We start from the raw sequence: 22,167 nt of genomic DNA, 5'->3' as shown, positions 1-22,167 counted from the left end.
TTATTTACATTCTTCTTTCATGGAAATTGCTTGTTTGAATTTTTCAATCAGGGATGATGATTCAATTTTTTCTTTTGGCTCATATTTTTTTATAAGGAACGAGTGTTCTATTAACTGACGTGCCGTTTGTAAATCGCTTATTTCATTGCCTGAAATCATTTGTACTAGTATATTCCCAATCGCCGTAGCCTCTGTTGGTCCAGCGTATATGGTTTTCCCGCTAAGGTCTGCCGTAAGTTGATTAACGAATTCATTTTTCGCCCCTCCTCCGACAATATGAAGTTGCTCGATACTTTTCCCGGTTATCTCTTCTATTTGCCGAATGGACATCGCATAAATAATAGACATATTTGTAAATATACAGTTCGCTAATTCGCCCACTGTATGTGGAATCTCCTGATTCGTCTCCCGACAATACTGCTGAATTTCTTGAATCATATTTTCTGGATTTAAAAATCGTTTATCATTAAAGTTGATGAACTGCCTGCACACCTTTATTTTCTCTGCCTCATATACAAACTGCTCGAAGTTATAGTCTTCCTTTAAATGCCTTCTGACCTCTTGAATAACCCACATACCAATGATATTTTTCAGAAAGCGGTAGGTTCCGTATGCCCCCCATTCATTTGTATAATTGTTTTTAAGGGCTAACTCATTCACTATCGGTTTATCGCTTTCAATCCCAAGCAACGACCACGTTCCGCTACTAATATAGGCCCATTTCTCTCCATTACCAGGTGAACCGACTATGGCGGAAGCAGTATCATGTGAAGCAACGATAATCACTTCTGTATTGGGAAGATCAAAAGTAGAAAAACGTTCTTTCATCAGTTTCCCTAATCGTTCTCCCGGATTAGCAAAAGGCGGGAATTGATCTTTTGACAATGCAATCAGGTTTAGTAACTCTTCATCAAACTTCTTCGTATTTACATTCAATAATTGCATCGAAGAAGCACTTGTAACTTCTGTGACCTTTTTCCCCGTTAGGCAGTAACCTAAATAATCTGGCACAGTCATGACATTCCTAGTGACTTTCAGGTTCTTTATATCTTCTTCGTACAATTGGTATAACGTGTTAAATGATAAGAATTGAATCCCCGTTTTTTGATAAATGATTTCTTTAGGTAGTGTTCTTGTGACCTTTTCGATTGTATTTTCGGTGCGCTTATCACGATAAGAGAAAACTTCTTGCACTCTGTGTCCATTATCATCCAACAATACGTAATCCGTTCCCCACGTATCAATTCCAAGTGTACAGTGGTCGTATCCAAGCTTTTTTGCTGATTCTAACCCCTTTAAGATTTCATTCAATAAATGATCAATATCCCAAAAACAGGTTTCATTTTGTGTGGTGAAACCATTCGCAAATCGATGGATTTCTTCAATTACTAATTTCCCGTTCTCCATTTTCCCTAAGACCAGCCGGCCACTTGAAGCACCAATATCCACCGCAATATGTATCATTAGTCCACACTCCTCAATTTCTTTAAACCATGCATTATGGAAATATGATCGCGGCCAAAGAAGTCATGCAGTTCTAAATAATAAGCATACAGTTGTTGATAAATACTTACATTTTCTTTAACCGGTATAAAAGTATCTTCTTTTACTTTTGCCATCTTAGAGGATGCCTCCTCTATGGAATCATACCCACCATTTATACGGCCGGCAGCCGTGGCAGCGTATATGGCTGCTCCTAATGCAACCACTTGTTCCCCATCCGCGATTTTAATTTCACGATTTAAAATATCGGCATATATCTGCATTAACAGTTTATTTTTTTGAGGTAATCCGCCACAGGCAAACAAATCGTTTATCTCTATACCATCATTCTCAAAGGTTTCAAGGATTTTCCTTGTTCCAAAGGCTGTTGATTCTAAAAGTGCACGGTATATTTCTTCCGGCTTCGTAGAAAGAGTAATCCCTGCTATCACACCTGACAAGTTCGCATCTACAAGGACTGTTCGGTTGCCATTCCACCAATCTAACGCCACTAACCCAGATTGACCAGGCCTTAAGCAAGAAGCCTTTTTTTCCAGTAAGCTATGTAGATTGACACCTTCTTGCTCAGCTTCTTTCTTTACATACTCAGGAGCAGTTTGCTCAATATACCATGCAAACGAATCGCCAACAGCCACCTGTCCCGTTTCATAACTGAATGATCCGGGAATTATTCCATCCTCCACTACTCCACAAATACCTTCTACTGTTTGTTTTTTCTCGGAAATTAACATGTGGCAAGTAGAGGTTCCCATCGTCATCACAAATTGGCCTGGATGGACAGCTCCTACAGCTGGAACACCTGCATGGGCATCGATTATGGATACAGAAACAGCCGTACCAGATTTCAACCCCATCTTCTTAGCCATCCCTTCTGTTAAACCACCCGACCGTCCAGCGATGGGTAATACTTCACCACGCATTTTTGTATCCAGTATATCCAGAAGACGTTCATCAATAGCCGCTAAAAAAGCAGGGTCCGGATATCCATCTTTTTTATCCCAAAATGCTTTATAACCGCTCATATTACTGCTGCGTACCAGCTCATTCGTCAGACGGAAGGTAATCCAATCTCCGGCTTCCATAAATAGATCCGTTTCTTCATAGATATCAGGTGATTCACGTAACACTTGTAAAATCTTAGGGAACATCCATTCAGAAGAAATTTTCCCGCCATATCGTTGCAGGAATGGTTGATTCGTTGCCTGTGCAATGCGTGTAATATCATCCGCTTCTTTTTGTGCGGCATGATGCTTCCATAATTTGACCCAACTGTGAGGGTCCCTTTTCCACTTCTCATCAAAACAAAGGGGATTTCCTTTCTTATCAACAGGCAAAATGGTACATGAGGTAAAATCGATTCCAATGCCTATCACATCATTCGCATCTACTCCGCTTAACCGAATCACTTCAGGAACAGAAGTATATAAAACGTCCAAATAATCACCTGGATGCTGGAGAGCCCAATCTTTTTCAAGTTTACATCCGTCTGGAAGCCTATTAGACAATACTCCATGACGAAAAGGTGTAACATGTGTAGCCATTTCATTTCCGTTCTCTATATCTACTAGCAGCACTCTTCCTGATTCAGTGCCAAAATCAATTCCGATTGTATATCTCTCATTCATCCCTTCATCATCTCCTAACATGCAAGTCACGCAATGATATTTAATAAAAAGGCCCCTCTAGATAGTTGAGAGGGGACTTTTCGGTCTATCTAACCTTAAAAATTAAAATCAGCTGCATTGTCTTTCGTAAAATCTGTCGGTGGTCCCATGATGATTGTTTTTCCATCCTCCCACACGTCAATTTCACCTACATTTTCAACTTTCAAACCATCTTCTGGTTTCTCCCCTTCAGCTAGACGTTTGGCGAGGGCAACTGTTAAATAACCTAGTTTGTCTGGCTCCCAAAGAATGGCTACATCTAGAGATCCATCATTTAAATATGGTGAAGAGTCTTTCGGTAGAGCAGTTCCAACAACTGTTATATCATCTTGCAGTCCTTTTTCCTGAACAGCTTGGGCTGCCCCAAGAGGTGCCGGAGTAGAAAAAGCCATGATTCCTTTTAATTCAGGATTTGATTTTATTAAATCCAGTGTTTTTTGGTATGCCACCTGTTGTTTTTCATCTGTCGCGATTTTATCCGATACTAATTCAATACCTGGATAATTCTCTTCCAGTTCTTTTTTTGCTGCATCAATCCAGGTGTTTAAGTTTGCAGCTGAAAGCCCTCCAGTTAATATAGCGATTTGCCCTTTTTCAACACCCATTTGTTTTACGAGTGATTTAGCAATATGGCGACCGTATGCTTCATCGTCTATTTGGTGGACGGATAATTCTACAAGGGATTGATCAGCTGGTGTATCCCAATCCATTACAATTATTCCTTCATCCTTCGCCTTTTGAAGGACTGGTGAGAGTGATGCAGCGTCATTTGGTGCTACTGCGATTACATCCACATCTTGACTAATTAAGTCTTCAATGACTTTTACTTGCTGTGCAGCATCCGGTTCCGTAGGTCCTGTGTAAATGGTTTCCACACCAAGATCTTTACCTGCTTGAATCGCTCCTTTTTCAGAAGCATTGAAATATGGTATCCCCATTAATTTTGGAACTACGGCAATTTTCAACTTCTCATTACCACCTCCGCCACTTGTTTCTTTTTCACTGTTCCCCGATGCTCCTTCTTGTGATACACAGCCTGCTAACAGTCCCCCAGCTAAAATAGCTGTTGCCAATATCCCCGTCATTTTCTTCATAATGATCCCCCTTACAATTTTTCTGATTTTTCACTAAAGTATTTTCAGAGATTACCTGGTCATGTAAATTACGCTACAGAGTTTGAAGGTAACTTCTTTTGACTTTTTTCGTCTAATTTCGTTTTCACGAAGTTTATGACCAATACCGTGATTAAAATAACCCCCATCATTACAGTTACGATCGATCGTGGTACACCCATTAAGTTCAATCCACTTGATAACATTTGGAAAATGACCACTGCGTAAACAGTGCCGATAACTTTGCCATAACCACCTTGAATTTCAGTTCCGCCAAGCACGGCTGCCGCTACACTTTGTAATAAATAAGAAGATCCCAGATCCACTTTTGCAGTATTATAACGGGATGTCATAATAATAGAAGCAATTGTGGCAAGAAGTGCCGCATATAAGTAAACCCTCATTAATACCTTGCTATTATTTATACCTGAAAATAATGTGGCGATCGGATTGCTACCCACCATATAAACACTTCTGCCCCATTTGGTTTTTGACAGCAATATAGCTGTTATTATTGCAAATAGTACAAAAATAATGATGGAAAGAGGAACGATCCCCATATAGTAGCCGTTTCCAATTAAGCTATAACCCTCACTGAATCCTGAAATTGAATTTCCTTTCGTAATGCTTAAGATCAATCCTTCAAAAAGCACCATCGTTCCGAGTGTTACCAGTATTGGCGAAACACCGATTTTTGAGATGATTACGCCGTTAATCAATCCGCAGCTCAGCCCGACTAAAACACCGATTAAGATTGCGCCTAGCATTGGGTATCCGCTGCTTGCCATAAGTGCGATTGTCACGCCAGACAAGGCAGCTGTATACGTAATCGATAGGTCAATCCCTCCAGTTACAATCACCACCATCATTGCTAATGCGATTAAACCAAACTCCGGGAGCTGGAACATCATATTGGTTAAATTATTTGAAGAAAAGAATCCAGGTATTGAAAAACTCATTAACACAAACAAGCCTGCTGTAATTACACCTAAAGTATTTTCTTTTGATATTGAAAGCCGTTTCATTTTTTCACCTCTTTCTTACGCTTCCACTTCAATTTTCGCTAACTTATCTTTTGAGCGTTTATATTGAATGTGGTCGTATGACACAGCCAGTAATATAATCAATCCAGTGAATACTTTTTGCCAGAAGGTATCAATTTTTGCCAAGATAAGTCCATTTTGTACAATACCTAGCAGAAGAACGCCCAAAACCGTTCCCAAAATGGTACCGCGCCCCCCCATGATGTTCGCACCGCCCAAAACAACGGCTGCTATGACCATCAGCTCCAGACCAAGCATTCCATTAGGATCCACAGCTTTTGTATATGCTGTTTGAGCAATGGCTGCTATTCCTGCAAGAAACCCCATATAGGAGAAAACAAATATTTGAACTTTGTCAAAATTTATCCCAACCCGAATGGCTGAATCTTTATTACCGCCAATCGCCAATACTTCGCGACCGATTAATGTGTATTTCAAAATATACCAAGTAAGCAGTGCTACGGCGATAAAAATTAGAATGATGATAGATATACCAAACATCTCAAAACTGGCAAACTTGATGAATACGGTTGGAAAACTGCTGCTGTTCAAATACTGTCCATTCGTAATGTACAACACGAGCCCATTAATGATACTCATCATTCCAAGTGTCACGACAATAGCTGGAATTTGAACCTTTGCAACAAGCAGTCCATTCAGTGCACCTAAACAAACCCCAAGAAATGGCCCAATCAAAAAGAGTAATAGTATAGAGATGGGATGGTCAGGCATGAGCATCATTACTTTTCCAACGATGACACAGACAGCACTTGTAACAGCAGCCACCGATACGTCAATCCCGCCAGTGATGATTACAAGTGTCATACCCACCGCCAGAATTCCAAGTACAGCATTCCCTTTTAGTACATCCAGCAAATTGTCTACAGTTAAAAAATACGGGCTTAAGAATGTCAATGTAATACATAGAAGCAAAACAATCATTGCGATGCTGATTTCCTTCGACTTCAAAATGGCGTTCATGCACGTACCTCCTCTTTTAGCGGAAGCCCTTTTTTGGAAGGAGATTGAGAACCAAGCAGAGCATAATTCATGATATTTTCCTGTGTCGCTTCTTCTATACCAAGCTCTCCGGCTATTCTTCCATGTCTCATGACCAAAATCCGATCACTGACAGCAAGTACTTCTGGAAGCTCTGAAGAAATCACAATAATGCCCATTCCTTCAGCAGCCAGTTCCCTCATTAACTTATGAATTTCTGACTTCGCCCCAATATCAATCCCATTCGTCGGTTCGTCAATAATTAGGATTTGTGGTTTAGTAGAAAGCCACTTGCCGATCACGACTTTCTGTTGATTTCCGCCTGATAGGTCACCAGCTGCCCTTTTAGGCAAAGAGGGTCTAACATCTAGCGTTTTCATATAATGATCAGCCAGCTTAACTTCTTCCTTTCGCTTAATCAATTTGAATTTATTTCTCAATTGTTTCAAAACAGGTAATGAAATATTATTGATTATGGACTGGCGAAGGATGAGTCCTTGCGTTTTTCTGCTTTCTGGAATATATGCAATCCCTTGCTTTACAGCATGTTCAGAAGAGTTGATTTTAGTAGAAACCCCATTTATTTTCATACTTCCATCGTAGGGCCTGTTGACCCCGAATATCGCTTGTGCAAGCTCTGTTCTTCCTGATCCGACAAGTCCTGTAATCCCAAGGACTTCTCCAGCTTTCAATTCAAAGGAAATATCTTTAAAGTTACCTTCTTTTGATAAACCATTCAGTTCCAAAAGAGTTTTTCCTGTTTTTCCTTTTACCATATTCTTGTTATATAAAATCTGACGTCCCACCATTAGTGTGATTAATTTATCTTCATCAAGTTCTTCAGTTTCATAAGTGCCTACATATTTCCCATCTCGTAATATTGTAAATCGATCGGAAACAGTAAATAACTCTTTTAACTTGTGGCTGACAAAGATTATGGAAATTCCACGATCCTTTAATTTTTTTATAACTTTATAAAGTTTTTCAACTTCCCCTGCGGATAGGGATGAAGTCGGTTCGTCCATTACAATCAACTTGGAATCAAAAGCGAGGGCTCTGGCGATTTCAATCAGCTGCTGTTGAGCAATGCTTAATTTTTCAACGGGTGTATGAACATCAATCTCAAATTCTAGTTCTTTAAGTGCCCGTTTTGCTGTATCCTCCATCTCCTTCCATCTAATCTTTTTCCATGGTTTTTTGTCACTATCCCGGCCAATATAGATATTTTCAGCTACAGATAGGTTTGAAAATAAACTTAAATCCTGATAAATGATTGAAATGCCTTTTAGCGTAGCATCAATCGGTTTTTGAATTTCGGCTTCTTTTCCTTCAAAGTAAAACTTGGCGCCTGGGTCCGGTCGATAAATGCCAGCTAATATTTTAATGAGCGTTGATTTCCCGGCACCATTCTCACCTATTAACGCATGAACTTCTCCTTTTTTCACTTCAAGCTGAACGCTATCCAGTGCTTTTACACCTGGGAAGGTTTTACTGACATTCGTCATTTGCAATAAGAAATCAGACATGTTTCTCTCCTTTCCAACCTTAATCAGTCATAAATTTTATTCAACTTTTGTTTTTTACCATAATAATTAATGTTATTGGTTTCACAAAAATGTTCCACTTCTGCTAGCCTCGGCACACCATCTTGGGCCCCCATTTTCGTTACCTTCATCGCCGCTACAATTGAAGCAAACTCGGCTGCTGATTCGATCGTCTCCCCATCTGCAATGGCACAAGCAAGGGCTCCTGCGAACGAGTCTCCTGCCCCCACTGTATCAATAGCTTTTACAGCAATGGGCTCGATAAAGTTTGTTTCACCGTTTTGATAAACCAATGCTCCTTTATGTCCCAACTTAATAATGCTATTCTCCACGCCAAAATGATTCTCAAAGAAAACACCCGCTTTGCATGCACTTTCCTTCGAGTTGACGTCAATCCCAGTCAACACTTTTGTTTCCTGCCAATTCGGCGTAATCAAATTGGCATACGTCAGTGCTTCAGTCGTTACCCCTTCTGCCGGAGCAGGGTCCAGGATAATAAACATATTTTTTTCTTTAGCCCTTTTCATGGCTTGTAGAACAGCCTCATTAGGAATTTCCATCTGTACAAGTAAAACAGCATAGTCATCACTGATGGTAGAAAAACAAATGTCAATATCACTTCTTGTCAAATGTTCATTGGCCCCTTTAATGACAAGCATGGTGTTTTCTGCTGTAGCATCTACTGTAATGACTGCGCATCCAGTTGGATGTTCTGCAACATGTTTCAAGGAGGATATGTTCACGTTATTTTGAAGAAGAGAACGTTCTATTTCATGCCCGAATGCGTCGTCGCCAACCGCACCGATCAGTTTTACTGGTTTTCCAAGTTTAGCGCACGTCGTTGCTTGATTTGCGCCTTTTCCACCACTTAATAGTTTCATATTTTCTCCGAAAATCGTTTCCCCATGCGCTGGATACTGATTAGTGACTGCGACAATATCCATATTAATACTCCCTACCACTACAACCCCTTTCATGCACAACCCTCGTTTTTCATTTTCATTTGCTCTAAGAATGCCCGTAGTTGGCCAACGGCATCTTCCAGTAATACATCGTTTTTAAATAAACAGGAAGTCCCGCAAACCAACATGTCGGCTCCATTTTTCAATACACCCGGAATGGTTTCGAACCCAATGTTTCCATCTACCTGAATATCAATTTGGTAGCCTTCCGATTGAATTAATTCTTTTATCTTTTTTATTTTCTTATACATAAGCGGTACAAAGGACTGCCCGGCAAAACCAGGATTCACCGTCATCACCGTTACATAATCGACTACATCCAATACATGTTCAAGCTCTGTGATGGGGGTTGATGGATTTAAGGCTACCCCTGCCTTAATCCCATCATTCTTCAGCTTTTGTAGTGATCTCTGTAAATGGGCAGTTGCCTCTGCATGAATGGAAATCATATCTGCCCCCGACTGAATGAAAAGATCTAAATGGTCTTCCGGTCTTTCAACCATTAAGTGAACATCAAATGGTTTATCCGAGAATTGCCTAATGCGTTTAATTAGATCCGGGCCCATTGTAAAATTAGGAACAAACGATCCATCCATTATATCTAGATGAAAGAAATCAACACCTGCACGGTCTAATCTCATTACTGATTCTTGTAAATTCCCCATATCTGCACACATAAGTGAGGGTCCAATTAAGGTCATATAAACACTCCCGTTCCATTTCGTCTTTTATCAAGAAAGCGTTTCCCTCATAAAGGAAGCGCTTTCTTTTCTGATACTTTCACTATAAAGGGAATTGGCATAAGCTGGTAGGTGATAAAATTCGGGTAGGAGGGATTTTCTTCGGGACATTTTCAATGTAGACATAAAAAAAAAGCTCCGGAATGGAAGCTTCTACTTTTTCACAAAAAACTCATGAGTATCTCGATATTGAGACGGAAGTTGTCCTGTCCATTGCTTAAACAGCCGACTAAAATATTTGGTATCTTGATAGCCTACTTTTGAAGCGATATCATAAATCTTTAAATCTGTATGACTTAATAATTCCTTCGCCACTTTTAACCGTTCATTGGTTACATAGTCAAGCACGGTTTCACCTGTCTGATTTTTAAAATACTCACAAAAATAGGTTGAATTTAAATGGACATGATTGGCGATTTTTTTTATTGTGATGTTATCGCCTATATGTTTTAGAATCCATTCTTTTGCCTGGCGTATGGGATCTGTTTGGTCATTTTGAAATGCTGCTTGCTTTTTTAACATATTCATGACCCAGCGCTCCGTCTCCTTTTTTAAATGATTAAAATGAGAAGAATCCTCGGCAATGCTAAATGCTTCCTCAAGTAAAAGCGGAAGTTCTTTAAAACCATCACTTTTAATCCATTTATTAATAATTCTAATAGACAAATAGCGAACCGATTCTTGTATTACGAAAGGGGACGTGACATCTTTCAGTTCGTTAAAGAATTGCCTGAGAGAACGAATGGCAGCTTCTTCACCATGCTCCATCGCCTCCACTGTCTCTTCTGCCCATTTATAGATGGATGGCGGCACTTCAATCACTTTATTATATGATACATGCTTAAGCATTTCAGTTCTGAAAATTTTATTGCCTCCTTGTATCATTCGATATTGCAAGGTAGATCGTAATTCATCTTTAATATTTACTAAAAGGGTAAGGTCATTAAACTCATTCCCAAGGGCAATGGAAACCGTAAAAGGGGTTTGCCGTTGGACAGTTGTTTTTAATGTTATACACAATTGCTCCAAAGCTGTAGGGGTAGTATCCTTAATCAATAACCAACTGGCATGTAGACTATCTTTCCACATCCAATGCGTTGAATGAACATCTAGTAAGTCTGTTATAAGTTTTTTTATTACATCATTCCATCCACCCCAATCTTCTGGTGAAAAACTTTGGGTTTTGGCAGATGTATGATCGATTCCAATATGGATCAGGGAATAGGTTCCTTCTGGAAATTGCCGCGTCCATTCAAGTAATGATAAGTCCATTGCATCTTTCCACGTAATTTCCATCAGCAATTGAAGCTGCTTTTCATGGGTTAATATCAAGGCTCTTTCTTCTATTTCTCCTATCTTTTCCCTTTCCTTTCGTGCCTCAATTACTTTTTCCTGCACAGTCTTCAACTGCAGTTTAAACTTTTCTCGATCAATCGGTTTCAATATATAATCGACAGCTCCTTCCCTTAGGGCAGTCTGTACATAGAGAAAATCATCATACCCGCTTATAATGAATGGAAATAGCCTTGGTTTAGTTTTTTTCAAATGTTGAATTAACGTTAACCCGTCCATGACAGGCATTTGTACATCTGTTATTAATACATCAACTTCTTCTACTTGATTGATAATTGCATCGTATGCCTCTTGGCCATCGGAGTAAACACCTACAACATGCCACTCTTCCCCACAAGATTGTACTAGTCTTTCTATGCCTCTTCTTATCCTTGGTTCATCATCTACAATGACCGTCCTGACCCTTTGTATCATCTCTTTTCTTCTCCTCTCCTTGAACATACATGCTTACTTGTTGGGCATTTATTTTGGGAAGTCGGATAATCACACTCGTTCCCTTTCCGTATTCGCTATTAATTTGAAGATTATATTGTTCCCCGAACATCATGCCAATTCTTGCATTTACATTGATAATCCCAAAGCCAGAGTCCCGTTTCATCATTGGATCCAAACGTAACTTTTCATTTAATTCAATTAATTTGCTTTCTGTCATCCCTGGTCCGTTATCACTGACTATCAGCAAAAGATATTCCTCACCTGTCTGAGTTTCCTCTTCAGAAATATGTATTTGAATGTCTATTTCCTTTCTTTTTTCCAATCCATATTTAATGGAATTTTCAACGATTGGCTGTAAAACAAACTTGGGTATATAATAATTAACTACATCTGCTCCTTTTTCTATCATAAAATGCAAACGATCTTCAAAACGGAATTGTTGGAGGCTTAAATAATCTTCAATGTGCTGAACCTCACTGTTTATAGGAACCAAGCTTTCTTTATTACTGATTGAAAAGCGCATCATTCTACCAAGCAGAGTCACCATCTTCACGACTTCATCGCTCTCTCCTTCTTCCACAGCCATGCCTATGGTTTCCAGCGTATTATACATAAAGTGAGGATTTATTTGAGATTGAAGGGCGTATAATTCAGCTGTTTTTTTTCGCAGTTCAATGTGGTAGTTTTTATGAATCAGCTCTCTTATCTCTGCAAGCATTGATCGAAAACTGTTCGCGAGCATCCCGACTTCATCCTTGGAATGTATAGGTATTTCTACTAATAAATCACCTTTTTCCACCCTCTTCATTATATCTCCTAATTCGTTTAGTGGACGTGTAACGGTCCAGGCAAAAAAGATAGAGATCAATGTAGTAATGAGTGTAAAAAGGATAAAAACGAAAATTGTCACATTTCGGATAACATCCGTTTTTTCTGTCATGTTTTTGATAGGTATGCTATGAACGAGTACCCATGGCAGCTCATTTGATTCACTTATACTGATTAAATTCCGTTTTCCATCGATTTCTGTACGAAAACTACCATTCAGTAATGGGTAATCATGTATCCCTTTTTCCACTGTACCAATTTTTGAATGATCCTTATGATAAATTATCTTCCCCTGCTTATTCATGATCCACATCGTAACATTCTCTTCCTTTTGCAAATCCTGAAGTGATTGCTCAAAAAAGGCTACATCGATGGCTATATAGAGCGTTCCTAAATTTTTTCTATTATCGAAATCAGTAATTGTTTTGACCAGCATAAAATAGGAGGGATCCCCTTCAAACGTTAAATTAGTCTGATTAGGAAGGAGCAACTGCATCTCGCCTAGCAATCCTAGGTCATCTGCATATGGCAAGGAACCATCTTCAAAACCAAAACTGTCATAATGCAGACTTGTACTTGCAAATGTACGATTCTTGGAAACAAGAAACGCCCCCAAAATATGAGATGAATTGTTATTTAAATAGGTTCTTGTCAAATAACTCTTCATGATATACTCATCGTGTAGCAAAACCGATTTTTTTTTTGATTGGCTGTCTCTTAAAATAGCCATAACATCACCGGAATTATAAATTAAATCAGGTAAGGTCTCTAGTTTTTGAATGTCATTTTCAATGTTGCCATTAACCTGTTTGACAAGACGGGGAATATATTCGCCTACTTCTTCTTCTATTGATTTTGTGTATTGCCAGTATGCAATGAACCCAAGGAAGGCCATAGGTAGAACCGTTAATAATGTATAGGTTGTAACTAGTTTTGTCGTTAAACGCAGGTTTTTTATCTGGATAGGCTTTTTTCCTTTAAAAATCATACTGGTTCACATTTCCCTTTGTAAAATCGATGGGCTCTCCCATAATGACCATGTCACCGGTGAATTTAATCCTACCTATGTTCTTAATGTTCTGTCCTTCATACGGAAATTCATCATTCAATAAGTTTTTTGCTAGGCTAACAGTCAAGTAACCTAACTTTTGTGGACTCCATAACGTAATGGTCTGGGCAGCCCCTTCCTGTAAATACTCATTCATTAAATTAGGAGTCGATGTACCGACTACGGCAACCTTGCCGATTTTCCCTGCATCTTTCACAGCCTGAGCCGCAGCAGGAGGATTAACCGTTGAAATACCAATAATTCCTTTTAGGTCCGGGTATTTTTTAAATAAATTTTGTGTTACCTTATACGCTTTATGAATATCTTCGTTTGTATATTCCACTTCAACTAGTTTCATAGTTGGATAATATTCTTTTTGTTGGATTTGAATCCAATCAATCCATGTATTAAGATTGGCAGCGGTAGGAGATCCCGTCATAATCGCAAACTCCCCTTTTTCTTCCATTTCAATAGCGAGAGTATCCATTACATGCCTGCCAATTATCTCAGGATCTATCATGTTCACAAAAAAGCTTCTGTATGATGCATTAGTATCAGAATCCCAGGTGATCACCTTGATTCCTTTAAGCTTTGCTTTTTTCAGCACCCTGCCTAATTTATATGGATCATTTGCAGATACCGCAATTACGTCCACTTTTTTTTCAATTAATTTTGTTATAATCTCTTCCTGCTTTTCAGAGCTGGGGGTAGGTGGGCCTGTATATATGACCTTAACACCTAAGTCTTTTCCCGCCTCCAACGCCCCCTCCTCTACCGCTTTAAAATAAGGTATTCCGTCAATTTTAGGTATAACAGCTATCGTATACGAATCTTTTTTATTCTCGACAGGTTTTGTATTGACGTCGATACTTTCTTCATCATTGTAAATAATCTCGTATTCTGCAGAATGATCACAGCCGCTTAGTATAAATAAAAACAAAATAAAAAAGATGGGCATCCTTAACATGATTAGCTACCTTCTTTCTTAAATTCTAAACATTAGCACGTATCATGGATATTGTAATAAGGAATGACTTAAGAAGTGCTTTTCTCATCCGGTTACATTCACCGCTGCTTCTTTCTAAGAAAACGGTTTCATAAATGATGGATTTTACCGGGAGTATAACCTTAATTTCTTTACTAAAATAGGAAACCTATATATACTTTCAGGTTTCCCTATAATTTATTGTCCAGCCATGTCCTTCTCTGTTATGTTCAACCACTAACTTACACAAAAAGCGAGATGAAAACTGGAAAAATCGTATTTTAGCAACAAGAATGAGCGCCTTTCTCATTCTCTTCTATATGTATTAAAAATATCTCTATTGTACATTTGACCCTATCATTTTTTTCTTTTTATTATTGATTTTTACTGTTTTTGAAAGGTTTGTCAATTTAAATTTCACGAATATTTTTAAAATTCAAATAATATCTTTATATAGTTTCACTTGCTCATAGTGTTTCATTTTTAGTTGTATTGGAGAATTACAAAGCAGTCTACGTCATTACATTTTCTATATCCTTTTTTCATAGTGCTTTTATTATCTTAAACTGTAGTTTGATACCTTCAATCCAAATCCTCCCCTTTTAGAAAAAGTTACTTTAACGATTCCTCCTCAATCCTCAGTCTAATTTTCAACTGATTAAATCAATTTGGTGCACGAGACTCTCATTCCGGATTTAATACAAATTGACTAGCTTTCATGTCTATTTATTAATGTGCAATCAAAAAAAATAAAATATACCCATAGAAAGACCTGTGTCATAGATCGTTATAGGTATATTTTATAAAGGAATTACCTTTCTAATAAGTTTTCCTTTTTAACTATATTAATTTTCTAATTTAAACAAAAACTTTTTTACTTTTTCTCCACTTCTTCGTTATACTTCGGTAATTCCAGACCATTCACTCGGGACGAATCGATAGACCCCATATTAATACAGCGGAATTAGTCACACATCGGTTTGCGGATTCAGGACAACCTGTTATTTTAACGCTTTGCTAAAACATCATGTTCATATTCTTTCACTTGCGTCAGCCATCTTTCTTTTACCGGCACATTCATTTTTTCACAATAATAATCCCAAATTGCACCAAATGGATAGGTTTTAAATTCCTCCATTAATGCCAGTCGCTCAGTAAAATCGCCTTTTTCTTGAAGTTCTTTCAAATGATCGTTCGGTACAAGTAAGGCATATAAGAGGGCCTTAATCATATTACGCGTACCAATCGTCCAGGCAGCAACACGGTTGATGCTGGCATCAAAGAAATCAAGGCCAATGATCACCTGGTTTAATGCATCATTGCGAACAATTTCAAGCGCAATTTCACGAAGCTCATCGTCTAAAATTACGACGTGGTCACTGTCCCATCGAACCGGGCGCGAAACATGAAGTGCTAGTTTATCACTGTATAATAGCATCGAAGAAATTTTGTTCGATACAGTTTCAGTCGGATGATAATGACCTGTATCCACTAAGCAAATCTTGTTATTTTTCAGTGCGTAGCCAAGGTAGAATTCATGCGATCCTACGACATATGACTCGGAGCCAATACCGAAAACTTTACTTTCCACAGCATCCCAATTACATGTTTCATCCACTTCTGCTGTAAAAATTCGATCAAGGGATTCTTTTAATCTCTTTCTCGGTGTCAAACGGTCGCTTGGAATATCTTTGTAGCCGTCTGGAATCCATATATTTGTTAAGCAGGGATTGCCTAGTTCACGGCCAAAGTACTCTCCGATTTTCCGGCTGGCGATGCAATGATTAATCCAGAATTCACGAATTTCTTCATTTGGATGAGAAAGGGTCAAGCCGTCTGCTGCTTTTTCATGGGAAAATAGTGTCGGGTTAAAATCCAAACCAAGACCGTTTTCTTTAGCCCAATTCAACCAGTTTTCGAAGTGCTTTGGCTCAAGCTGATCGCGTTCGACTGCTTCTCCATTTGTTTCCGCATAAATGGCATGCAAATTGACCCGATGTTTCCCCGGAATAAGAGATAGCGCTTTTTCAAGATCCATGCGCAGCTCTTCCGGCGTAGTGGCTTTTCCTGGATAATTTCCCGTTATATCAATACCGCCAGATAATTCACTTTTGTTCACTTCAAATCCACCAATATCATCACCCTGCCAGCAATGAATCGAAATGGGCACTTTTTTTAGTGTTTCGAGTGCCGCATCAACATCAATTCCCCAATTCGCATACGCTTGTTTCGCTGCTACGTACTGTTCTTTAATTGTCATATCGTCCCATCCTTTTAACGGATTGAATTGATTACTCCATGATTCCTACTACCTTTTCACATATTCTTCACTTATCATAATGGGCAGTACATACTTAATCTATTATTTTTCGATAGATTGATTCTACCTATGACAAACCCTCCACTTAAAGCAAAAAAATCCAAGAAAACAGGCAAAACCTATTCAGCGATTAAAAGCTCCAGGTACACCGCCGTCTACAGTGACCATGCAACCCGTTGTTTTGTCTGCTTTTGATGAAGCGAAAAACGCTATGGACTCAGCAATGTCTTCCGGGAATATGTTTACTAGCAATGTAGTACGTTTTTTGTAATGATCTTCAAGTTGGTCTGGTTCTATTCCGTATGCAGCGGCACGCTCTTGACGCCAACCCGATCCCCAAATGGAAGATCCTTGTAATACGGCGTCTGGCAAAACAGAATTAACACGGATTCCGAAATCCCCGCCTTCCACTGCAATGCATCGTGCTAGATGTGTTTCAAGTGCTTTGACTGAACTGTAAGCAGAAGCATTTTTTCCAGCGTAAACAGAGTTTTTCGATCCCACAAATACCATATTTCCTCCTGTTCCCTGTTGTTTCATTTGCTTAAAAGCTTCACGTGCTACAAGGAAATAGCCTGTCCCTAGTACATTCATGTTTAGGTTCCATTCTTTTAAGGTTGTTTCATCAAACGGGCTGGATGTGGCAAGGCCGGCATTGTTGACGATGATATCAATTCCCCCAAATGTAAGAGCTGATTTCTCAAAGGCATCCTGTACCTGCTCTTCACTGGTAACATCCATTTTAAAAGCTGCAGCACGTATTTCCCCGTATTCTTTATTGATTTCATCCGCAACTTTTTCAGCACCTTCAATATTTAAATCAGCTAGAACTACATGGGCACCTTCAGAAACTAAACGCCGTGCTGTTGCGCTGCCAATACCGCCCGCACCGCCTGTAATGAAGGCTACTTTGCGTGAGAACTCCGCTTCTGCCGGTGAAAGAGACAATTTATAAAGCTCAAGTGGCCAGTATTCAACGTTATATGACTCATTTTCACTGAGAGATACGAACTCGCCAAGTGCTGTTGCCCCTTTCATAACCGCAATCGCTCGATGGTAAAGTGCTCCGCTCACATTTGCCATGGCTACGTTTCTGCCTGTATTGACCATTCCGACACCTGGAATCAAAATAACTCGTGGTGCAGCCTCAAACATCACATCTCCTTCGTTTTTATTTCGCTCGAAGTATTGCTTATATTCTTCCTTATATTGTTGAATACCCGTTTTAACTTTTTCCACCAAGGATTCAGTCCGTTCATTTTGAGGATCCCAGTTAATGTAAAGCGGCTTCATTTTTGTATGTACAAGGTGATCCGGGCAAGCGGCACCGACTTGTGATAGGGCTGCCGCATTTTTGCTGTTCAAAAATTGCAGGACATCATCTGCATCGTCAAAGGTTAAAAGCATTTTTTTCTCCTCACCCACAGCACCGCGGATAACCGGCATAATCGAAGCAAGAACCTTTTTGCGCTCTGCTTCAGGTAAAGAGTCAAATGCCTGTCCACCAAATGCATCTTCTTCATGCTGGCGGCTTTTAACAAACTCTTCTGCTTCCGTTATGATCGATATGGTTTTTTCATAAGCTTCTTTCGATGTTTCACCCCAAGTAACCAATCCGTGTTTTTCCATTAAAACAAGCTCGGCTTGCGGGTTATTTTTCACACCTTTTGCGATCATTTTAGACAAAGTGAAGCCGGGGCGCTCATATGGTACCCAGACAAAACGATCACCGAAAATTTCATTGGCGACTTCTTTTCCATTGTCTGCACAACAAAGACTAATAATTGCATCTGGATGTGTGTGGTCAACATGTTTAAAGGGAAGGAAGGCATGAAGTAAAGTTTCAATCGACATACGTGGATGCTTACTGTCGATCATGCAGTGTGACAAATATTCAACCATATCTGCATCAGTCATGTCATCACGCTCGATTAAAGGGTGAATATCCGCTAGATTCAAACCTGTGAAATTGCCCGCTTTCATTGTTGCAAGGTCGGAACCGCTTCCTTTAACCCACATGACTTCAATTTCCCGGCCACGAAAATCCTTTTCCATTGTTTTCATGGATGTATTGCCGCCTCCCCAGTTGCAGACGGCTCGATCTGTACCGATTAAATTAGACCGATATACCAGTTCTTCTACTCCAGATGTCACTTTTGACGCTTCTTTATCATTCCATAAATTATTAACCATTTTGTTTTACCCCCGTTTATCTTTATTTGTGTTTGTTTTATTGTATAACACTTTTGTTTTCATTTGAAGAAGTTTTTTTAATTGTTTCCAATTTTACGAAAACAAGGAAAATCGTTGAGCGTGAAAGACAATGGATGTATCCGCATTTTCAACAATCCAAATCATTCTGCAAGGTAAATATCATCTAAAAAATCACCATTTTCCTTAGATGAAGTCTGTAAAATAAACGTAAATACAACAAATGACCAGGAATGTAAACACCATGTCCCTTCCATCCTTAGAAAAAGAAAGATGCAAAACTTCCCAAAGACTTCGCAGGACATTTCCTACGGAAAGACATAATTTTCACGGGTAAACAGGCAGCTAGACAAACTTCTTTCTAATCCAAATACCATTGATGCAATAATGCTTCTCAATCCTTTTTACTGAAATTAAGAGATACAGTGTTTTTAATCGAATTCCATTTGAAAAATCGGTGCTGTGGCTTTATTGAGGTAATATGAGTTACTGTTCAAATAAGAAATGGTCTTGGGCTTTCACACCAAAGATGGGGTTAACCTTTTGCTATCGTCTTTCGTTTTAGTACATTTGGAGCTTTTTTTTCTATTTAAAATCAAAGATTCACAAAAGAGTGGATTGGGTACAATATGAAATGAACTAGTAAACGTTATCTTAGTTTCGGGAGGAAGTTTATATGATTAATGAAAAAGTGGCTTTGATATTAGAAGATAAAATTAACGTTATTAAAAGTGATGAAACATCCATTTATTTAGTCGGCCCAATCAAATTACCCGTTAACTTAGAGGGCGAAACAATTATATTCCAGTGGTATTGCTGGTTAAGATGTGAGAATATGGCGGGTCATTTTTGTGGTGACGGCACTTATAATATAGAAAAGATCATTGAAACTTTAGCCTCTTCCAACTTAGCGGAAATGCAGCAATCAAGTGTGTTACTGTATGGAGATTTCCAACATTCAGCTGAAGCCCTTATTCGGATGCATAGTATTTGTCATACTGGGGATATATTTGGCAGCAAACGCTGTGATTGTGGCTTTCAATTAAAGCAGGCTATGAAAATGATTGCAACTCAAGGATCCGGGGCTTTATTTTATTTAGCCAATCACGAAGGAAGAGGCATCGGATTATATAGTAAAGCCATGGCTTATGTTCTGCAAGAAAAAGGATTGGATACGGTGGAAGCTAATTTGGAGCTTGGATTTGTGGATGATGCACGCAACTATGATGACGCCAATCGGGTGTTAAAAAAACTGCGCTCTAATCCAGTGACCCTTATCACCAACAATCCGAGAAAATTAGAAGCCCTTCAAAACTCAGGTGCCAATGTTGCAGGAAGAGTTCCGTTATGGGGAGACATTTCCGAGTTTAATGAAAAATATTTAAAAACTAAAGTGGTACGTTCCGGTCATTTAAAAGATAGTAAAAATGAATGAATTATTTGTTTTATATGAAATTGTTTCTACCCCTAAATAGGTTTGAAGTGAAATAAATCAACTTGTTACCGTATGCTTTTCCTTTTTAAGTTCTTTGATTTATAACATCACAGGTTACCGTAAAATGAAAACACATACGAGTATAAGGGATATAAATAAAATTGCTCACGTCTGGATAATAAGTAAATACATAAAAACAGGATGCAACGGAAAGTTGCACCCTGCCTGAAAAAGGGGTTTGCTTCATTTCGAATCAGCATAAATTCTCTGCGATAAACACCTCATCTACATTAGAGTAAGAACTGGTATCTGACTAGAGTTTACCATCCAAAGCAACCATCCCCTATATCTTAAAAGTTTAATCAACTTTCAAAGCATAAATGACAATTATTGAATGAGTTTTCTGCTTTTACGTGCAAGAGAACCATCTCCTTGCTCGAATCGATTTTTTAATGAAGCTATCAGTAGTTAAGTTAAACGTCTTTAACTAACACCTCATTTACTATATGATGTGAATCATACGTAATCAGTAGCCCCTTCTTCTTTATTTATAATGACCATCAGCGGCTAAAAAATAACTGGTTGTTTATGGATATCAAGAGTTCTTTCAAACGATTTCCAGCAAACAAAAAGGAATTTAATGGGATTCCAAACGAAAATCTTCGCAATCTCAATGGCTTAACAAATGCTTTGTTCCCTAACGATCCTTTTTAGCACATTAATTAGTGGAATTAAGCTAAACTAAACAGATAATTCTCTACACTAAGTTCAACTCCCGTCAGTGGAAATGGCGAGTGAGCAAAAATAAAAAAGGCGCCAGTCAGTTAGTTTTCAACGACTTGTACACCCCCTTCCAGTATTTACTTTATCTTTAATTTAGAAAGGACAAAGCGAATAACCTCGCTTTGTCCCTCCCTCATAGCACTATGAAGATGATTATTGCGCTTTCAAATCTGCACGATAATCGTCAATAATCGCTTGTATCTCCGGGTTAGCCGGAACATTTGTGACGTCGTAAAGGAATCCATCGGATTCGACCAAAGTCATTTTGGCGTCAACGACTTCAAAAGTCAAATTAAGACGGCCCAAATAATGTTCTTGTTCTCCGCCAGCTTGAGTAATTGGCACCATCACCTCTCCGTTGAATTCATATTCGGGAGTTTCGATGACCTTGTGTGTATCTGCCCCGATTACCGCCGAAACTCCGGGAACCTGAGCCAGCTTGTGGTCTTCGGGATTTCCAGCATGCGAAAGGAGAATGTTTACGTCTGACTTCTCACTCACTTCAGGAAGCAACGCATTCAACGCTTCAACCGGTTCGATGAAATCGAGGTCTGCAACATCATCCCAACCTCGAATTTCCGGCTTCATCGAAGTAAGACCAATCATGCCGACTTTAACGCCTGAAAAAGTAAAACTCTTCCAAGTCTTGACATTCTGTATGTACTTTCCTGTTTCCCTTTCAATGACATTTCCAGTAAGGATGGGGAAATTTACGTTGCGGTGGTAATCCTTTAACTGTTCATAACGGCTGTCCGGTGTGCCCTCCCCGGCAGGGTAAACACGGAAATCGTTGTTTCCTAGAGCCATAGCATCATAGTCCAATGCTTTTAACAGAGACGTTTCTAACTCTCCTTGACCAGCTTGAAACTCGCCGCGCAGGAAGACATCCCCGCCATCGACGAGAAGCACATTCTCCTCTTCATTGCGCACATTTTCAATGATGGTGGCGTACTTTGCAATAGAATTGTGATGAACGGTTCCATCATCCAGCGTGACGATGTCATCCAGATGACCGTGAAAGCCATTTGTCTGGAGAATGGCGAGTTTAAACTTCTCTCCTTCCTTGAGCTTTTCCTCCGCAACTGCCGTAACGGGCTTTGCGGCAAAAGCGGCAGCCATCGCCAGCGAAAAGCAGCCCTTCAAATAAATCTTCCTTATTATATTCATACTATTTCCTCCATGCATTTACTCTATTAAATGAT

Annotated in this window: 15 protein-coding genes; 1 reads left to right on the top strand and 14 read right to left on the bottom strand. The window is 39.1% G+C overall.

The features are described 5' to 3' along the window. The 13 genes from rhaB to MHB45_RS07845 all read right to left on the bottom strand — a co-directional run bounded on the left by rhaB (nt 1) and on the right by MHB45_RS07845 (nt 18,729). Nucleotides 1-1,464 (bottom strand): rhamnulokinase, encoded by a 1,464-nt coding sequence (gene rhaB, locus MHB45_RS07905; protein WP_048677831.1) that lies wholly within the window; start codon nt 1,462-1,464, stop codon nt 1-3. Continuing rightward, complete coding sequence (locus MHB45_RS07900; RefSeq protein WP_048677835.1) at nt 1,464-3,128, bottom strand: ribulokinase; 1,665 nt, start codon at nt 3,126-3,128, stop codon at nt 1,464-1,466. Before MHB45_RS07900 ends, rhaB begins: the two co-directional genes overlap by 1 nt. A gap of 95 nt (nt 3,129-3,223) precedes the next feature. Next, nucleotides 3,224-4,261 (bottom strand): autoinducer 2 ABC transporter substrate-binding protein, encoded by a 1,038-nt coding sequence (locus MHB45_RS07895; RefSeq protein ID WP_048677830.1) that lies wholly within the window; start codon nt 4,259-4,261, stop codon nt 3,224-3,226. Between the two features lie 68 nt (nt 4,262-4,329). Continuing rightward, the gene (locus MHB45_RS07890) at nt 4,330-5,304 is read right to left on the bottom strand and encodes an ABC transporter permease (protein WP_048677829.1); all 975 of its coding nucleotides are present in this window, start codon (nt 5,302-5,304) and stop codon (nt 4,330-4,332) included. 15 nt (nt 5,305-5,319) lie between these two features. Beyond that, a complete protein-coding gene (locus tag MHB45_RS07885) occupies nt 5,320-6,303 on the bottom strand; it encodes an ABC transporter permease (RefSeq protein WP_048677828.1) in 984 nt (327 codons plus the stop codon). Beyond that, nucleotides 6,300-7,847, bottom strand: a complete 1,548-nt coding sequence (locus MHB45_RS07880; protein ID WP_048677826.1) for a sugar ABC transporter ATP-binding protein — start codon at nt 7,845-7,847, stop codon at nt 6,300-6,302. The genes MHB45_RS07885 and MHB45_RS07880 overlap by 4 nt, the downstream gene beginning before the upstream one ends. A gap of 23 nt (nt 7,848-7,870) precedes the next feature. Beyond that, nucleotides 7,871-8,842 (bottom strand): ribokinase, encoded by a 972-nt coding sequence (rbsK, locus tag MHB45_RS07875; protein WP_072272861.1) that lies wholly within the window; start codon nt 8,840-8,842, stop codon nt 7,871-7,873. Beyond that, nucleotides 8,839-9,528 (bottom strand): ribulose-phosphate 3-epimerase, encoded by a 690-nt coding sequence (gene rpe, locus MHB45_RS07870; protein ID WP_048677821.1) that lies wholly within the window; start codon nt 9,526-9,528, stop codon nt 8,839-8,841. Before rpe ends, rbsK begins: the two co-directional genes overlap by 4 nt. 192 nt (nt 9,529-9,720) lie before the next feature. Then, nucleotides 9,721-11,334 (bottom strand): response regulator, encoded by a 1,614-nt coding sequence (locus MHB45_RS07865; protein WP_048677820.1) that lies wholly within the window; start codon nt 11,332-11,334, stop codon nt 9,721-9,723. Continuing rightward, nucleotides 11,300-13,171 (bottom strand): cache domain-containing sensor histidine kinase, encoded by a 1,872-nt coding sequence (locus tag MHB45_RS07860; protein WP_161922626.1) that lies wholly within the window; start codon nt 13,169-13,171, stop codon nt 11,300-11,302. The genes MHB45_RS07865 and MHB45_RS07860 overlap by 35 nt, the downstream gene beginning before the upstream one ends. Then, nucleotides 13,161-14,198, bottom strand: a complete 1,038-nt coding sequence (locus MHB45_RS07855; RefSeq protein ID WP_048677818.1) for an autoinducer 2 ABC transporter substrate-binding protein — start codon at nt 14,196-14,198, stop codon at nt 13,161-13,163. Before MHB45_RS07855 ends, MHB45_RS07860 begins: the two co-directional genes overlap by 11 nt. Before the next feature lie 1,024 nt (nt 14,199-15,222). Continuing rightward, nucleotides 15,223-16,476 carry an L-rhamnose isomerase gene (rhaA, locus tag MHB45_RS07850; RefSeq protein WP_161922627.1) on the bottom strand — a complete coding sequence of 418 codons (1,254 nt, stop codon included), beginning with the start codon at nt 16,474-16,476 and terminating at the stop codon, nt 15,223-15,225. 183 nt (nt 16,477-16,659) lie between these two features. Further along, nucleotides 16,660-18,729 (bottom strand): bifunctional aldolase/short-chain dehydrogenase, encoded by a 2,070-nt coding sequence (locus tag MHB45_RS07845; RefSeq protein ID WP_161922628.1) that lies wholly within the window; start codon nt 18,727-18,729, stop codon nt 16,660-16,662. 694 nt (nt 18,730-19,423) lie between these two features. On the opposite strand from MHB45_RS07845, the gene MHB45_RS07840 reads away from it, so the two are divergent. Then, nucleotides 19,424-20,182 (top strand): GTP cyclohydrolase II, encoded by a 759-nt coding sequence (locus tag MHB45_RS07840; RefSeq protein ID WP_340907616.1) that lies wholly within the window; start codon nt 19,424-19,426, stop codon nt 20,180-20,182. A gap of 936 nt (nt 20,183-21,118) precedes the next feature. Here the strand turns inward: MHB45_RS07840 and MHB45_RS07835 are convergent. After that, nucleotides 21,119-22,132, bottom strand: a complete 1,014-nt coding sequence (locus MHB45_RS07835) for a bifunctional metallophosphatase/5'-nucleotidase (RefSeq protein WP_072272857.1) — start codon at nt 22,130-22,132, stop codon at nt 21,119-21,121. Nucleotides 22,133-22,167: the final 35 nt, after the last annotated feature.

The organism is Peribacillus sp. FSL K6-5616, assembly GCF_038008245.1.
GTDB lineage: Bacteria > Bacillota > Bacilli > Bacillales > DSM-1321 > Peribacillus > Peribacillus frigoritolerans.
Note: the sequence above shows the minus strand (reverse complement) of the source record. Positions and strands in the feature narration are given on the sequence as shown.

Bases quoted from the DNA above. Each gene is read 5' to 3' on its own strand.
- rhaB (WP_048677831.1), bottom strand. From the start codon at position 1,464: ATGATACATATTGCGGTGGATATTGGTGCTTCAAGTGGCCGGCTGGTC.
- MHB45_RS07900 (WP_048677835.1), bottom strand. From the start codon at position 3,128: ATGAATGAGAGATATACAATCGGAATTGATTTTGGCACTGAATCAGGA.
- MHB45_RS07895 (WP_048677830.1), bottom strand. From the start codon at position 4,261: ATGAAGAAAATGACGGGGATATTGGCAACAGCTATTTTAGCTGGGGGA.
- MHB45_RS07890 (WP_048677829.1), bottom strand. From the start codon at position 5,304: ATGAAACGGCTTTCAATATCAAAAGAAAATACTTTAGGTGTAATTACA.
- MHB45_RS07885 (WP_048677828.1), bottom strand. From the start codon at position 6,303: ATGAACGCCATTTTGAAGTCGAAGGAAATCAGCATCGCAATGATTGTT.
- MHB45_RS07880 (WP_048677826.1), bottom strand. From the start codon at position 7,847: ATGTCTGATTTCTTATTGCAAATGACGAATGTCAGTAAAACCTTCCCA.
- rbsK (WP_072272861.1), bottom strand. From the start codon at position 8,842: ATGAAAGGGGTTGTAGTGGTAGGGAGTATTAATATGGATATTGTCGCA.
- rpe (WP_048677821.1), bottom strand. From the start codon at position 9,528: ATGACCTTAATTGGACCCTCACTTATGTGTGCAGATATGGGGAATTTA.
- MHB45_RS07865 (WP_048677820.1), bottom strand. From the start codon at position 11,334: ATGATACAAAGGGTCAGGACGGTCATTGTAGATGATGAACCAAGGATA.
- MHB45_RS07860 (WP_161922626.1), bottom strand. From the start codon at position 13,171: ATGATTTTTAAAGGAAAAAAGCCTATCCAGATAAAAAACCTGCGTTTA.
- MHB45_RS07855 (WP_048677818.1), bottom strand. From the start codon at position 14,198: ATGTTAAGGATGCCCATCTTTTTTATTTTGTTTTTATTTATACTAAGC.
- rhaA (WP_161922627.1), bottom strand. From the start codon at position 16,476: ATGACAATTAAAGAACAGTACGTAGCAGCGAAACAAGCGTATGCGAAT.
- MHB45_RS07845 (WP_161922628.1), bottom strand. From the start codon at position 18,729: ATGGTTAATAATTTATGGAATGATAAAGAAGCGTCAAAAGTGACATCT.
- MHB45_RS07840 (WP_340907616.1), top strand. From the start codon at position 19,424: ATGATTAATGAAAAAGTGGCTTTGATATTAGAAGATAAAATTAACGTT.
- MHB45_RS07835 (WP_072272857.1), bottom strand. From the start codon at position 22,132: ATGAATATAATAAGGAAGATTTATTTGAAGGGCTGCTTTTCGCTGGCG.